Origin of the sequence: Pseudomonas fortuita (assembly GCF_026898135.2) — a bacterium.
Classification (GTDB): Bacteria; Pseudomonadota; Gammaproteobacteria; order Pseudomonadales; family Pseudomonadaceae; genus Aquipseudomonas; species Aquipseudomonas fortuita.
On the sequence record NZ_CP114035.2, the window covers coordinates 141,710 to 154,896 of the forward strand.

General features: G+C 62.2%; 13 protein-coding genes. 1 reads left to right on the forward strand and 12 read right to left on the reverse strand.

Features of this window, described 5'->3' with window-relative positions:
- Position 1: 1 nt before the first annotated feature.
- The 7 genes from OZ911_RS00715 to OZ911_RS00745 all read right to left on the reverse strand — a co-directional run bounded on the left by OZ911_RS00715 (position 2) and on the right by OZ911_RS00745 (position 8,720).
- Positions 2-793, reverse strand: coding sequence for an ABC transporter ATP-binding protein (locus OZ911_RS00715; protein WP_016484293.1), 792 nt, complete (start codon positions 791-793; stop codon positions 2-4).
- Entirely contained in the window at positions 790-1,923 is a 1,134-nt protein-coding gene (locus OZ911_RS00720) for an ABC transporter permease (protein WP_023047259.1), read from the reverse strand. The genes OZ911_RS00715 and OZ911_RS00720 overlap by 4 nt, the downstream gene beginning before the upstream one ends.
- Positions 1,924-2,036: 113 nt before the next feature.
- Entirely contained in the window at positions 2,037-3,059 is a 1,023-nt protein-coding gene (locus OZ911_RS00725) for a DUF5924 family protein (protein ID WP_016484295.1), read from the reverse strand.
- A gap of 142 nt (positions 3,060-3,201) precedes the next feature.
- Complete coding sequence (locus OZ911_RS00730; protein ID WP_023047260.1) at positions 3,202-4,608, reverse strand: M16 family metallopeptidase; 1,407 nt, start codon at positions 4,606-4,608, stop codon at positions 3,202-3,204.
- Positions 4,609-4,638: 30 nt separating this feature from the next.
- On the reverse strand, positions 4,639-6,297 hold the full coding sequence (locus OZ911_RS00735) for a Na/Pi cotransporter family protein (protein ID WP_016484297.1): 1,659 nt from the start codon (positions 6,295-6,297) through the stop codon (positions 4,639-4,641).
- 276 nt (positions 6,298-6,573) lie between these two features.
- On the reverse strand, positions 6,574-7,344 hold the full coding sequence (locus OZ911_RS00740) for a TerC family protein (RefSeq protein ID WP_016484298.1): 771 nt from the start codon (positions 7,342-7,344) through the stop codon (positions 6,574-6,576).
- A 68-nt stretch (positions 7,345-7,412) separates the two neighbouring features.
- Positions 7,413-8,720, reverse strand: a complete 1,308-nt coding sequence (locus tag OZ911_RS00745; RefSeq protein ID WP_023047261.1) for a CitMHS family transporter — start codon at positions 8,718-8,720, stop codon at positions 7,413-7,415.
- Between the two features lie 266 nt (positions 8,721-8,986).
- On the opposite strand from OZ911_RS00745, the gene OZ911_RS00750 reads away from it, so the two are divergent.
- Complete coding sequence (locus tag OZ911_RS00750; RefSeq protein ID WP_016484300.1) at positions 8,987-9,388, forward strand: GFA family protein; 402 nt, start codon at positions 8,987-8,989, stop codon at positions 9,386-9,388.
- A 127-nt stretch (positions 9,389-9,515) separates the two neighbouring features.
- Here the strand turns inward: OZ911_RS00750 and OZ911_RS00755 are convergent, their stop codons facing one another.
- The 5 genes from OZ911_RS00755 to OZ911_RS00775 form a co-directional block, all read right to left on the reverse strand.
- Positions 9,516-11,471: a DUF7844 domain-containing protein gene (locus OZ911_RS00755; RefSeq protein ID WP_023047262.1), complete on the reverse strand. Its 1,956-nt coding sequence runs from the start codon at positions 11,469-11,471 to the stop codon at positions 9,516-9,518.
- Positions 11,468-11,788 carry a DUF2388 domain-containing protein gene (locus OZ911_RS00760; RefSeq protein ID WP_016484302.1) on the reverse strand — a complete coding sequence of 107 codons (321 nt, stop codon included), beginning with the start codon at positions 11,786-11,788 and terminating at the stop codon, positions 11,468-11,470. The genes OZ911_RS00755 and OZ911_RS00760 overlap by 4 nt, the downstream gene beginning before the upstream one ends.
- A 37-nt stretch (positions 11,789-11,825) precedes the next feature.
- Complete coding sequence (locus OZ911_RS00765; protein ID WP_016484303.1) at positions 11,826-12,119, reverse strand: DUF2388 domain-containing protein; 294 nt, start codon at positions 12,117-12,119, stop codon at positions 11,826-11,828.
- A gap of 88 nt (positions 12,120-12,207) precedes the next feature.
- Positions 12,208-12,525: a DUF2388 domain-containing protein gene (locus OZ911_RS00770; RefSeq protein WP_016484304.1), complete on the reverse strand. Its 318-nt coding sequence runs from the start codon at positions 12,523-12,525 to the stop codon at positions 12,208-12,210.
- Positions 12,526-12,828: 303 nt separating this feature from the next.
- Positions 12,829-13,044, reverse strand: a complete 216-nt coding sequence (locus OZ911_RS00775) for a DUF1127 domain-containing protein (RefSeq protein WP_016484305.1) — start codon at positions 13,042-13,044, stop codon at positions 12,829-12,831.
- Positions 13,045-13,187 lie beyond the last annotated feature (143 nt).

The following is a 13,187-nucleotide window of genomic DNA, read 5'->3' on the forward strand; positions in this document are numbered from 1 at the left end:
CTCAGCGCTCCTGCCTGGCACGGGTGGCAGCCTGCTCGGCTGCGCGCCCGCGTGGGCCGTGAAAGTATTCTTGAATCCAGGCGTCGTTGGTCTGCTCGACCTCGGCCAGCGGGCCGGCCACCAGGACCTTTTTTTGCGACAGCACCGCGATGCGGTCGGTAATGGTGTACAGGGTGTCGAGGTCGTGGGTGATGAGGAACACCGACAGGCCCAGCGCATCACGCAGCGTCAGGATCAGCTGGTCGAATGCGGCGGCGCCGATCGGGTCCAGGCCGGCGGTGGGCTCGTCAAGGAACAGGATGTCCGGGTCCAGTGCCAAGGCGCGAGCCAGCGCTGCACGCTTGATCATGCCCCCTGACAGCGAGGACGGGTACTTGTCGGCGGCCGAGATTGGCAACCCGGCCAAGGCCAGCTTGACGCCGGCCAGGTGCTCGGCATCGGCGCGGGACAGCCCGGCGTGTTCGATCAACGGCAAGGCCACGTTTTCGGTGACGGTCAGCGAAGAGAACAGTGCGCCCTTCTGGAACAGCACGCCGAAGCGCCGTTCGACCAGTGAGCGCTGTTCTTCGCGCAGGCCCGCAAGGTCCTGGCCGAACACCTTGATCAGCCCTTCATTGGGCCGGCGCAGGCCAATGATGCTGCGCAGCAGTACCGACTTGCCGCTGCCCGAACCACCGACCACGGCCAGGATTTCGCCACGGTAAAGGTCCAGGTCGAGGTTTTCATGCACAACCTGGCGGCCGAAACGGTTGCAGATGCCGCGGGCTTCGATCACTTTTTCCCGAGCATTCACCAGCCCATCTCCATGAAGAACAGGGCGGCCACGGCGTCCAGGACGATGACCACAAAAATCGACTGCACCACCGCAGAGGTGGTGTGTGCGCCCACCGATTCGGCGCTGCCGCTGACCTTGAAGCCTTCGAGGCAGCCGATGGCGGCGATCAGGAAGGCGAAGAACGGCGCCTTGGCCAAGCCCACCAGGAAGTGCTGCACGCCTATATCGGTTTGCAGCAGCGAGAGGAACATCGCCGGCGAGATGCCCAGCGACAGGGCGCATACCACTGCACCGCCGACAATGCCGCAGATCATCGCGATGAAGGTGAGCAAGGGCAGTGAAATCAGCAGTGCCAGTACCCGTGGCACCACCAGCAGCTCCATCGGGTTCAGGCCCAGGGTACGGATGGCGTCGATTTCCTCGTTGGCCTTCATCGAGCCGATCTGCGCGGTGAAAGCGCTGGCGGTGCGGCCGGCCATGAGGATGGCGGTCAGCAGCACGGCGAACTCGCGCAGGAACGAGAACGCCACCAGGTCCACGGTGAAAATGGTCGCGCCGAATGCGGCCAGTACCGTGGCACCGAGGAAGGCCACCACCGCGCCCACCAGGAAGGTCAGCAAGGCGACGATGGGGGCCGCGTCCAGCCCGGTCTGTTCGATATGTGCCACAACCGGCGTGAGGCGCCAGCGGTGCGGTGTCAGGGCGCGGCGTAGCAGGGTCTCGAGGATGACACCGATGAAACCGAGCAACTGCATGGAGTCTTGCCACAGTGTGCCGACGGCACGGCCGATGCGTTCCAGCAGCATCAGCAGGACGTTGCGCTCGGGCTCCTTGACCGGGATGCAGTAGTCCTGGACCGAGCAGTAGACGTTCTTGAGCAGTGCGCGGCTGGCTTCGGGCAGGTCCTCGGCACAGTGTGACAGGCGTTCTGAGCCGAGCAGCTCGGCCAGCAGCGAGGCCCCGGCGGTGTCCAGGCGGCCCAGCTGGCTGAGGTCGGCGACGGCGTCAGCAGTGTAGTGCGCGCGTAGCTGCTCGCTCTCGCGCCTGAGGCTGGCGTAGTGCGCCAGTGTCCAGTCACCGGTTATGCGCAGGCAGGCCGGTTGGCTGCTGGCATCCAGGGTGGCGCTGGGTGGGGTCATAGGCTCCATGCAATTGACTCGGCGCTAAGGCTTAAGGGCTGATCATAGCGCAGCCGGCATGGGCTGTTAGGTGATTATGTGCTGTGTGTTGATGCCCCGGGGGCGCATAGCGCCCCTTTCATTTACTGCGCTGGCGTGTCGTCGACCACCTTGAAACGCAGTACCCCAATCACCTGGCCATCTTCGGTCAGCACCCTCACCTGCCACTTGCCCACCGGGTTTGGCGGGAAGTTCTGCTTGTGGGTCCAGGCCCGGTAGCCTTCCTTGCGCCCGCCATGGATGTCCAGGGCGATGCGGTCCACCTCTTTGCCGTCCTTTTGCCACACATGGTAGATCCGCTCGTTCAGGCCGCGTGGTGCGTTGATGGCGGTGTAGGCGTACAGGCCGCTGCTGCGTATGCGGCTGGCGGCAATTTCGTCCAGCGACTCGCCGGGCTGGCGGTTCAGCACTTCGGTACTCACCGCCACCTCGGTCATCCACAGGGTTGCTGGCGGTACCCAGGAGCGCAGCAGCCAGCCCCCGGCACCGACCGACAGGGTGACCAGCACCAGCGCCACGGCGCGGCGCCAGTTGTTGATCGGGAAGCTGCTGGCCAGGCTGGGGAAAGACAGCGCCATGGCCGCGATCAGGGCCAGCTTGAAACTCTGCGCGGTGGTCAGGTGCAGGATGATCGGCAGCGCGGTCAGCAGGGCGGCGAACAGCGTCAGGGTATGCAGCGCCAGGAACAGCCAGCGCCGTGGTGCCAGCCATTTGTAGTACAGCGGATCGATGATCGAAATCAGGCCTGCGGCACCGAGCAAACCGGTGAACACCAGCTGGCCGCTGTTCCAGGTGGTGGTGATGAAGAAGAACGGCAGCACGAAGAACAGCGTTTCCTGGTGGATCATCTGCGTCGCGTAGCGCAACAGCGGCTGCGGGATTTCGCGGTTGAAAGTACGCGCGAACAAGCCGGTGAGGGTGTTTTCCAGCATCAGCCAGACCCAACTGACCAGCATGAGCACGGCAACCCAGCTGGCCAGGCCGGCTTGCCTGTCGACCAGGATGAAGCTGCCTATACCGGAGAGAAAACCGCCGAGCGCGATGATGCCGGGGTAGCGTTTGAGCAGTTCGATGATGCGCTGGACGATATGGGGAATTTGGGGCATTAGGGGCTACAACAGAAAGGATGAGTTGGCTGTCCGGGCCCCTTCGCGGGCATGCCCGCTCCCACAGGGTTCGGCGATGCAGTCCCTGTGGGAGCGGGCGTGCCCGCGAAGGAGGCGGTACTGGCAAAAGGATACCGCCGATTCACCGCTGCCGTGTAGCACCACTCGGCCGTTCAGGCCCATGCCGCCGCCAGCGCAGCAACCCTGCTGCCAGGACCACCCCCACAAGCAAGGCGATCAAGCCGTAAAGCTCGTCATAGCCAAGCAACGGCTTCTCGATGCGCACATAGCCATCTTCCTTGAGCAGTTCTTTCAGCGCCTCATTGGCCTGTTCAAGGCTGACCTGGCGCAACTTGCGCACCGGGTTCGCAAAACGCCCGTCGGTATAGTCGTTCAGCGCTCCCCAGTAGTAGTCGGCCAGGGCACTGTTGCCCTGGGTGCTCCAGCTTTCCTTGGCCACGCTGGCGTCCTTGATGCGGGCGAAGGTGTCCGGGTCGAGGCCTTCCTTGCGAAGGTGTTCGAACAGGGCCTGCATCACCTTCACTGCCTTGTCGATGTCATCGCGCTCCAGGTCGGCGTTGAGGCTGAGCAGGCCGGTGTCGCCAAAGCTCTCACGCTGCACCGTGGGTCCGTAGGACAGCCCGTTGCGCAGGCGCAGCTGGTCGTACAGCGCCCAGTCCAGGTAGCGTGACAGCAGGTCGAGGGTGGACTGGTGGTCGTTGTCCAGCACCGGTTCGATGAACAGCCAGTGCAGCTTGACGCCATCGCCCAGCCAGCCGCGGGTCAGGTCGCGACGCTGCTCCGCCTGTTGGGTGATGCTTTCAAGGTTGCGGCGCTCTTCCGGTTCAGTGGCGGGTAGCTCGCCAAAGGTGCGCTCAAGATAGGCCGGTAACAGGCGGTCAAGGCCACCGACCATGATCAGGGTCATGTTGTTGGCGGCGTACCAGCGATCACGCAAGGCTTGCACCTGCTCCAGGGTCATGTCGTCGATATTGGAGCGCTCCGGGCATTTCAGGCCCAGCTCGGTGGCCAGCTGGTCGCTGGCAGGGTGGCCGATGTCCTGGCGGTCGAGCCAGCGCTGCAGGTGGCCATAATGGCCGCCATCTTCGCGCTCGATGATGCGCTTGGCAGTGGTCAGGGCTTTGGCGTCGATGCGGGTATCGCGGATAACCGCCAGCAGCAGGTCGAGGACCTTGCGCTGGTTGCGCGCCGGGGCTTCGATGACAAAGGTGGTGTCGGCGCTGCTGGTGTAGGCGTTCCACTCGCCACCCAGCGCTTGCAGGCGCTCTTCCAGGCCGCCCTCGCCCGTTTCGTCAATGCCGCTGAACAGCAGGTGCTCAAGCAGGTGCGGCAGTTCTTTCTGCTCGCAATCGAAGTCGTCCAGGCCCACCCCGACCACCAGGCGGATTGCCACGTGGTCACGTTCGTAGCCGTTTTTCAGGATGATCTGCAGGCCATTGGGCAGCAGGTAGCCCTCGACTCGCGAGCGGTCGAGGGCCAATGAGGGCAGGCTGCAGATCAGCAGGCAAACGAACATCAGGCAACGCATGGGCGAGCGAGGGTCCTTTTGTAGGCAGAATCAGGGCAGACGGGCTTCGTCCGGTACGCTGTCGAGCATCAGGCCGCCGGTGTCCGAGCCGCCTAGTACCACATAGGCACTGCTGCAGAACAAAGAGTTCAACCGTTTCATGTCGGCAATCAGTTCCAAGTGTAGCGAACTGGTCTCGATGCTTTGCACCACCTTACGCTGCAAGCGGCTGACATGGGCGTGCGCCAAGCGCCGTTCCTGGGCGCGAAAACGGCGTTTTTCCCGCAGCAGCAAGCGGGCGCTTTCCGGGTCGGCGCTGAGAAATACCGACAGGCCCAGGCGCAGGTTGGCCAGTAATTGCTCCTGCAGGCCGGTCAGCTCCTCCAGGCCTGTCTGGGAAAACTCCCGGCGCTGGCTGGTTTTTTGCTGCTGGACCTTGCGCAACATGCGCTCGATCAGGTCGCAGGCCAGCTTGAGGTTGATTGCCAGTTCGATGATCTCCGCCCAGCGGCGGTTGTCCTGCTCGCTAAGGTCTTCGCGGGACATCTGCGCCAGGTACAGTTTGATCGCGCTGTACAGGGCTTCGGCGTCTTCGGCCAAGGCGCGAACCTGCTGTGGCAGGGCGGTCTGGGTTCCGCGCAGGGCGCCGAGCATGGCTTCGAGCAGGCTGTCGACGATATCGCCCAGGCGCAGGGTTTCGCGGGCGGCGTTGGCCAAGGCCAGGCTGGGCGTTTCCAGTGCCGAAGCGTCCAGATGGCGTGGGCGCACTTGCCCGTTACCGGTTTCGCGCTCAGGCAGCAGTGTGTTGCACAGCCGGCCCATGAGTTTGACTGTGGGTAGCATCAGCAGGCAGCGCAGCGTGTTGTAGAGCAGGTGAAAGCCGATGACCAGCTCTTGGGGGCTGAAGCTGAGCGAGTCCATCCACTCCACCAGTGGGTGCAGCACCGGGATGATCAGCACCAGGCCGAACAGCTTGTACAGCAGGCTGCCCAAAGCTACCCGGCGCCCGGCGGTGTTCTGCATGCTGGTGCTGATGAAGGCCAGCAAGCCACTGCCGATGTTTGCGCCGACCACCAGGCCGATGGCCACCGGCAGGCTGATGACTTCGGCGCCGGCCAATGTCGCAGTGAGCAGCACGGCGGCCAGGCTGGAATAGGAAATCATGGCGAACATGGCGCCTACCAAGGCGTCCAGCATGATGTCGCCGGTCAGCGAAGCAAACAGCACTTTTACGCCTTGTGCATGGGTGATAGGCGCAGCTGCCTGCACGATCAGCTCCAGTGCCAGAATGATCAGGCCAAGGCCGATACCTACCCGACCTAATTGGCCAGCGCGCGTCTGCTTGCGCGAGAGGAAGAAAATAACGCCCAGGAAAATCAGCAGCGGTGACAGCCACGACAGGTCGAAGGTCAATACCCGGGCCATCAACGCGGTACCCACATCGGCACCCAGCATGATCGCCAGGGCCGGGGTCATGGCCATCAGGCCCTGGCCGACGAAAGACGTGACCAACATGGCGGTGGCGTTACTGCTTTGCACCATGGCGGTGACCAGAATACCGGCTATGAAAGCCAACGGACGCTTGTCCATGTTCTGGCTGATGATGCGCCGCAGGTTCGAACCGAATACCCGAAGGATGCCGGTACGCACGATGTGGGTGCCCCAGACCAGCAGCGTCACGGCCGAAAGCAGGTTGAGCAGGGTCAACATGGCGAAGGCCCCCTGTTGCACTGGCCCATAGGGCCCAGAAAAAGAAACGTGAGCGTTTGAAGAATTTTCGGTGCTCACTCAAAGCTTTAGTTGTTTTGCGCAGCTGTCGCCAGCTTCGCATGGCAGTCATTTATTTGAAACACATGGAAATGAATGATTGCCTGTGCGCGCTTTTTTGCGGGGTGAAGCCCGCTCCCACAGGGATCGTGTTCAGAAAGCGGGCATGAAAAAGGGCCCCGAACGAAGGGCCCTTTGGTTTTCCTGCACTCCCTGGTTTTATTGACCCGGGATGTCCTTGCGCAGTTTCACCGGCTCCTGTTCTGTGCCTTTCTTGCGGGCCGAGGCAGTGCGCATGCGGATGTTGATAGCTTCCACTGCCAGCGAGAAGGCCATGGCGAAGTAGACATAACCCTTCGGTACGTGCACCTCGAAAGCCTCGGCGATCAGCACGGTACCGACCACGATCAGGAACGACAGTGCGAGCATTTTCAGCGACGGGTGTTTGTCGATGAAATTGCTGATCGCACCGGCGCACAGCATCATCACCAGCACGGCTACGACGATGGCGGCGATCATCACCGGTACGTGGGAAACCATGCCCACTGCGGTGATTACCGAGTCCAGCGAGAACACGATGTCGATGATGGCGATCTGGATAATGGTGTAGAAGAACTTGCCACCTGCGCCTTTTGGCTCATCCGGGCTTTCGTCCTCGCCTTCCAGGCCGTGGTAAATCTCTTGCGAGCTTTTCCACAGCAGGAACAGGCCACCGAAGAACAGGATCAGATCACGTCCGGAGATGCCCTGGCCGAACACCACGAACAGGTCGGCAGTAAGGCGCATGACCCAGGTAATCGACAGCAGCAGCATGATGCGGGTAACCATGGCCAGGGCCAGGCCAAAGATCCGGGTGCGCGGCTGCATGTGCTTGGGCATGCGGCTGACCAGGATCGAGATCATGATGATGTTGTCGATACCGAGGACGATCTCAAGCGCGGTAAGGGTAAAAAAGGCAACCCAGATTTCCGGGCTGGTCAGCCATTCCATGTAGTTTCCTTCGAGCGGTAATGGCGACGCGCCCCGGTGGGACGCGTCGCGTAGGTGATACGTCAGTATTAAAGACTACTGAACAGCGGGAAAATCCCCATCAGCAGTGCGGCGAGCATTATGCACAGGCATACCAGCACTGCCCACTTGAGCGTGAAGCGCTGATGATCGCCGAACTCGATACCGGCCAGGGCCACCAGCAGGTACGTGGAGGGTACCAGCGGGCTGAGCAGGTGTACCGGCTGCCCGACGATCGACGCACGGGCCATTTCCACTGGGGTGATGCCGTAGTGGCTGGCGGCTTCGGCCAGCACGGGCAGTACGCCGTAGTAGAAGGCATCGTTGGACATGAAGAAGGTGAACGGCATGCTCACGATCGCGGTGATTACCGCCAGGTATGGGCCCAGCGCTTCTGGGATGACTGCCAGCAGGCTCTTGGACATGGCGTCGACCATGCCGGTACCCGACAGGATGCCGGTGAAGATGCCGGCGGCGAAGATCAGCCCGGTCACGGCCAGCACGCTGCCAGCGTGGGCGGCTATACGGTCCTTCTGCTGTTGCAGGCACGGGTAGTTGACGATCATGGCGATGCTGAAGGCGATCATGAACAGCACTGGCAGCGGCAGCACACCGGCGATCAGCGCGACCATCAGGGCGGCGGTCAGCGCACCGTTGAAGTACAGCAGTTTGGGCCGACGTGCTTCCGGAAATTGCGAAACGGTGATTTCGCTGTGGTCGATGTCATCGGTCGGCAGGTGCAGCTCGCCCAGGCGGGCACGTTCCCGTTTGCCGTACATGTAGGCAATGGCCAGGATCGCCAGCACGCCGAACAGCATGGCCGGGATCATTGGCACGAAGATGTCCGACGGGTCGACGTGCAGGGCGCTGGCGGCGCGGGCAGTGGGGCCACCCCACGGGGTCATGTTCATGACCCCGCCGGCGAGAATGATGAGGCCGGCCATGATCCGCGGGCTCATCCCCAGGCGGCTGTACATGGGCAGCATGGCGGCGCAGCAGATCATGTAGGTCGTGGCGCCGTCACCGTCGAGGGAGACCACCAAGGCCAGCACGGCAGTGCCGACAGAGACTTTGAGCGGGTCGCCCTTCACCAGCTTCAGGATCTTGCGCACGGCCGGGTCGAACAGGCCAGAGTCGATCATCAGGGCGAAGTACAGGATGGCGAACATCAGCATCACGCCGGTAGGTGCGAGCTTGCTGATGCCTTCGAGCATCATGGGGCCGATCTTGGCAGAAAAGCCCCCGAACAGGGCAAACAGGATGGGTACCAGAATCAACGCGATCAAGGCCGACAGGCGCTTGGTCATGATCAGGTACATGAAGGTGATGACCATGGCAAAGCCGAGGAAGGTCAGCATGGCAATACTCCAGGCGTGGCGCGGCGAAAGGAAAGTCGATTCGGGCGGATCAGCGCGTCAGGCGCTGCGCGGGGAGCATGCGGAGAGGTACTGCAGGAAGGCGGGCACAGGAATACATCAGAATCACCATTGTTGTTGTTGATTGGGCCGGGCGCGGTATTTACCGGCGCCCTGGCTGACCGGTCTTGTGCCGGTAGTGGGGGCTATCCTATGAGGGCAAGCTTTCAGCCAGCTTTCGCTGAAGCAAAGGCGACGAGAGGTAGGTGATGCAGAATGTGACCGAAGGGGGCTGTCATTGCGGCGCCTTGCGTTACCGATTGGAGGGTGACCTGACAGACGTTGCCCACTGCCATTGTACGATCTGCCGCCGGGTAAGCGGCGGGCTGGTGGTCACCTGGCTCACCCTGCCCGGTTCGGGGTTCAAGTGGCTGGCGGGCGAACCCAACTGCTATGTGGCGCCGGCCAGTTGCAACCGGTACTTCTGCGGGCATTGCGGGGCGCATGTGGCGCTGGTGACTACGCACAGCCCTGAGACGGTTGACGTGACGGTGGCGACGCTGGATCACCCGGAGCGGGTGCGGGCCACCCGGCATATCTGGGTGGGTAGCCGGCTGCCCTGGTTGCATCTGGATGAAGCTTTGCCAGAAGAGGATGGCGAAAGCCAGTAAGCAATTGTGCTGGTGCTGCAGGCCCTATCGCCGGCAAGCCAGCTTCTACAGGTACTGCGCAGTACTCAAGGCCTGTGCAGAATGTGTGGGAGCTGGCTTGCCGGCGATAGGGCCGGTACAGCCTTCCTTACAATTGCAGGCCACCCGCAGCTTTATGCAGCGCCCGCAAATGCTCACCGATCTGTTTCACATTGGCCTCGACGGCGGCAATTTCCTTGGCGCGCGATGGCTCCAGCAATGCCCTCACCTCTTTGTCCAGGCTGGTACTCAAGCGCAACAGCTGTGCCTGGCGTTCGCTGCTCACCTGCTCAAGGTGCTTACGCTCCTCGGGTTGTGGCAGCCCGTAGCCTTTGGCATCGAGCAATTCTGCAGGGCGGCTGAGGAAACCGCTGTTCGCGAGCATCTGCTTGAGGGTGGCGTCAGCTTTGTTGATGCTGCCATCTTTCAGCGCCGCTGCATTCAGGTAGCGCTGCTTGACCTCGTCCTGGGCCAGCAGCAACTGCCGGCGCAGGCTGGCCTGTTCCAGCAGCAGCAACGCAGCGCTGGTGCGCAGGTCGGCTTTGGCGAACCAGGGGCGGCGTTGCTCGGCATCCAGGGCCAGCCAGTCTTCCACCAGGGCCTGCTTGATCGGCAGCTGCTTCCTCAGTACCTCGAACATCGCCTGGTAGCGGTCTCGGTAGGAATCGAAGCGGTAGCCAAGGCGTAATGCCTCGCGCGGGTTGTCCAGCACGCTGGTATCGGCCAGCCCCCTGCCCTTGAGCACGGCCAGCAAACCGTTGGGCATGATGCTGTCGAGGTCGTTCAGGCGTGGGTTGGCGGTGCCGCTGCGCAGCAGTTTCAACGACTCCACCGCACAGTTGTTGGACAGGAACCAATAGTTGCCGTCATAGCTCCAGTGCATCTCGGCTGCCTGACGCACCAGGCTCTCGACTTCTTCGCGGCTGAGCCTCAAGGGTACCGAGGCCAGGCTACGCAGTTCGGTCTTGGTGTACTCATCGATCACCTGCCCCAGCGGCAGTACGAACAATCGCGAGGGGTAGACACCGACCAGGCCGTCCCAGCTGGACAGCTGCACATCGTTGACGAAGGCGCGGTACGACAGCACCAGGCTCTGGTCGAGGTCAAGGCGGCAGTCCGGCCCGCGTGGGCGGCCGGGCTTGCAGATCACCAGGCGCAGCATGCTGTGGCCCCAACGGCTGACCAGGTTCTGGTTGGCTTCGGCCAGCAGGTAGTCCACTTCATAGACCCGCTCGGGATCGATTTCACCCAACGGCTGGCGAGCGAAGTCGCTGCCAGCGTTGATGAACGGCAGGCCCTTGACGCAAGTGTCCTGTTGGGGGGCCCAACCGAAGTGCTCGCGCAGATACTGGTTCAGCGCCGGGCGGCGACAACCGTAGCTCGGGTCGAGGAGAAAATACTCCATGTTGACCGCGATGTACTCCTTGGGGCTGCTCAGTTCATAACTGTCGGGGCTGCGCACGAACTGGCCGTTGTGCTGTTCGCGCTCGCCGCGTCGGCCCACGTACTGCTGCCAGCCAGCCAGGTCGAGCAGGCGCGGGTCGTCGCTAAGGGTGAAGCGGCGCTCGGCTTGGCCGCGGCACGCTTCTGGCAGGCCGATCTTGCCCAGCGTGCCTTGCTGGCGCTTGCAGCGGGCAATCAGCGAATTCTCGGCAGCGGGCCACAGGCGGGCACGGTCGTAGATATGGGTGAGCTCATGCAACACGGTGGCCAGCAGTTCTTCACGCACTGTGCCGTGTGGGCGATTGGTACGCTCGGTTGCGGCGCTGCCGTCGGTGAGGCTGGGCAGCAGGCGACGGTTGAGCTCAAGGGTGGACACCAGCGATGCCTGGCCGTAGGCATCGGCCGGCAGGGTGTCGCTCCAGCTCACCCGCACGCGGCGGTCCAGCTGCTGCTTGAAGCGAGGGGGCAGTTTGCCCATGGCCTCGTCAAGCAGTGCCTGGGTGGCTTGGGTTTGTTGTGGGTCGAGGCCCGATGCCTGCAGCTGGAGCTGCAGGTCGGCCAATGCGGGCGTACCGAGCAGCGTCAGGGCGCAGCCGAGCAGCCAGGTACGCATGCGGTTCACAGCGCGAGGATGGCTTCAGCCAGTACCTGGTCGCTGGCGCCACGTGCTTCTGGCACACGCTCGCGCAGAGTGTTGAAGGCGGCCTCAAGCTGGACACCGCGAATGTCGCCATTGCTGGCGACGAAGCTGGCGGCGTCATCGTGCGCTTCGCGGACTACTTTGGAGTCGCGAATCGAGGTGGTGGTGTCTGAGGTGAAGTCGATCGAGCGGCCAAAGGCACGCACGATGATGTTGCTGGTGGCCACCAAGGTCTGTGCATGGGCCAGGTCGGCCAGCAGCAACATGCCGAGGCTAGCGGCAATCAGCGGTTTACGCATGGAGCATCTCCGAAAAAATACAGGGAGTCAGATGTAGCTATTGGACGAGAATTGCCTGCGCCAGTTCCAGGTCGCCGACGGCGTGCTGTGAACAATTGTGGCGTAATGATTCCAGCGCGGCTTCCAGCCGAACACCGCGGATCTGGCCGTCGCTGGCAACGAAGGCAGCAGCATCATCGCGCGCCTGGCGAACCAGCTTGCGATCGAACGGTGCGCTGGTGACCTGGCTGGTGACATAGCCAGTGATGACCATGCCTTGCGTGGTGGTATCCATGGCATGGGCACTGGCCATACCTGCAACAGAGAACAGCAGTGGCAACAGATAACGCATGGGCTCTACAACGGCTGGGAACGTGGGTGACAGAAGCGCGTGTAACTGGGCAGGTGCTGAGCAGCGCAGTTGCACGGCTTATTCGGGGTCAGAGCGCCAGGATAGCCTGGGCCAATTGCGCGTCGCTGGCTTGCAGGTCAGGCATCTGCGAACGGATGTGCAAAAAAGCGCTTTCCAGCTTGGCCCCACGGATGTCGCCCTGGCTGCCAACGAAGCTGGCGGCGTCGTCACGGGCGGCCTGCACGATCTTGTCGTCTTTGAACGAAGAGGTGACGTCGGAAGTGGCATCGGTGGATGCGGCCACCGCGCCGACAACGGCGTCGGTGGTGACAACGAAGCTGGTGGCGTTTGCGGTGCCGGCCAGGCTCAGCATCAGGGCGGCGCCAATCAGGTATTTACGGGACATGATGGTGGACTCCTGGACTAGGGTCGGGTGGTGGTGCTTATCGGACGCTGACACAGCTCGTCACGGTACGTTTAACAGCGGCTTTCAACAGACTGTTAAGCCAAGCGTATCACGCGCCGTTGTTTGTGGAAGTTAATGAACGGCACGCCAGTAAACTGTGCTGGCTTGTTTTGTGTTTATAAAAACTGTACCTATTGACCTTGAAGCGCTCTGCCGCGCGGCCTGGACATAAAAAAACCCGTCGCAGTCACCTGCAACGGGTTTGGGAATTCGCGGTGCCGGCCTAAGCCGGCAAGCCGGTGCTTAGCGCCAGAAAGGCTTGCTCAGCTCTTCGTAACGCTGCGACTCGCTGATACCGGCGTCGGCCAGCAGACGGCTGTCCAGGCGAGCCAGTTGACGGCGGCTGGCCATACGGCGCTGCCACAGCAGCAGGGTAGACAGCGCGCGCAGCGGCATCGAGGTGTTGGATTGCTGGGCGTTGCTTTCAAAAACCAGACCGGAACTGAGGGTACGTTCCATGATGCTTCATCCTTCCGCTTATGGCGGGATTAGGTAGTGATTTAACTGATGCCAATGATCCTCCTCTGCTGTCCATAACAGTAGATACAGTTCTGTAGTAAGACGATGGCTCAGTTAACTGTGTAACCCTACTGTTGCACTCG

What these genes read in the sequence shown, in the direction of transcription:
- OZ911_RS00720 (WP_023047259.1), bottom strand. Translation starts at nt 1,923, where the DNA reads ATGGAGCCTATGACCCCACCCAGCGCCACCCTGGATGCCAGCAGCCAA.
- OZ911_RS00725 (WP_016484295.1), bottom strand. Translation starts at nt 3,059, where the DNA reads ATGCCCCAAATTCCCCATATCGTCCAGCGCATCATCGAACTGCTCAAA.
- OZ911_RS00730 (WP_023047260.1), bottom strand. Translation starts at nt 4,608, where the DNA reads ATGCGTTGCCTGATGTTCGTTTGCCTGCTGATCTGCAGCCTGCCCTCA.
- OZ911_RS00735 (WP_016484297.1), bottom strand. Translation starts at nt 6,297, where the DNA reads ATGTTGACCCTGCTCAACCTGCTTTCGGCCGTGACGCTGCTGGTCTGG.
- OZ911_RS00740 (WP_016484298.1), bottom strand. Translation starts at nt 7,344, where the DNA reads ATGGAATGGCTGACCAGCCCGGAAATCTGGGTTGCCTTTTTTACCCTT.
- OZ911_RS00745 (WP_023047261.1), bottom strand. Translation starts at nt 8,720, where the DNA reads ATGCTGACCTTCCTCGGCTTTGCCATGGTCATCACCTTCATGTACCTG.
- OZ911_RS00750 (WP_016484300.1), top strand. Translation starts at nt 8,987, where the DNA reads ATGCAGAATGTGACCGAAGGGGGCTGTCATTGCGGCGCCTTGCGTTAC.
- OZ911_RS00760 (WP_016484302.1), bottom strand. Translation starts at nt 11,788, where the DNA reads ATGCGTAAACCGCTGATTGCCGCTAGCCTCGGCATGTTGCTGCTGGCC.
- OZ911_RS00765 (WP_016484303.1), bottom strand. Translation starts at nt 12,119, where the DNA reads ATGCGTTATCTGTTGCCACTGCTGTTCTCTGTTGCAGGTATGGCCAGT.
- OZ911_RS00770 (WP_016484304.1), bottom strand. Translation starts at nt 12,525, where the DNA reads ATGTCCCGTAAATACCTGATTGGCGCCGCCCTGATGCTGAGCCTGGCC.
- OZ911_RS00775 (WP_016484305.1), bottom strand. Translation starts at nt 13,044, where the DNA reads ATGGAACGTACCCTCAGTTCCGGTCTGGTTTTTGAAAGCAACGCCCAG.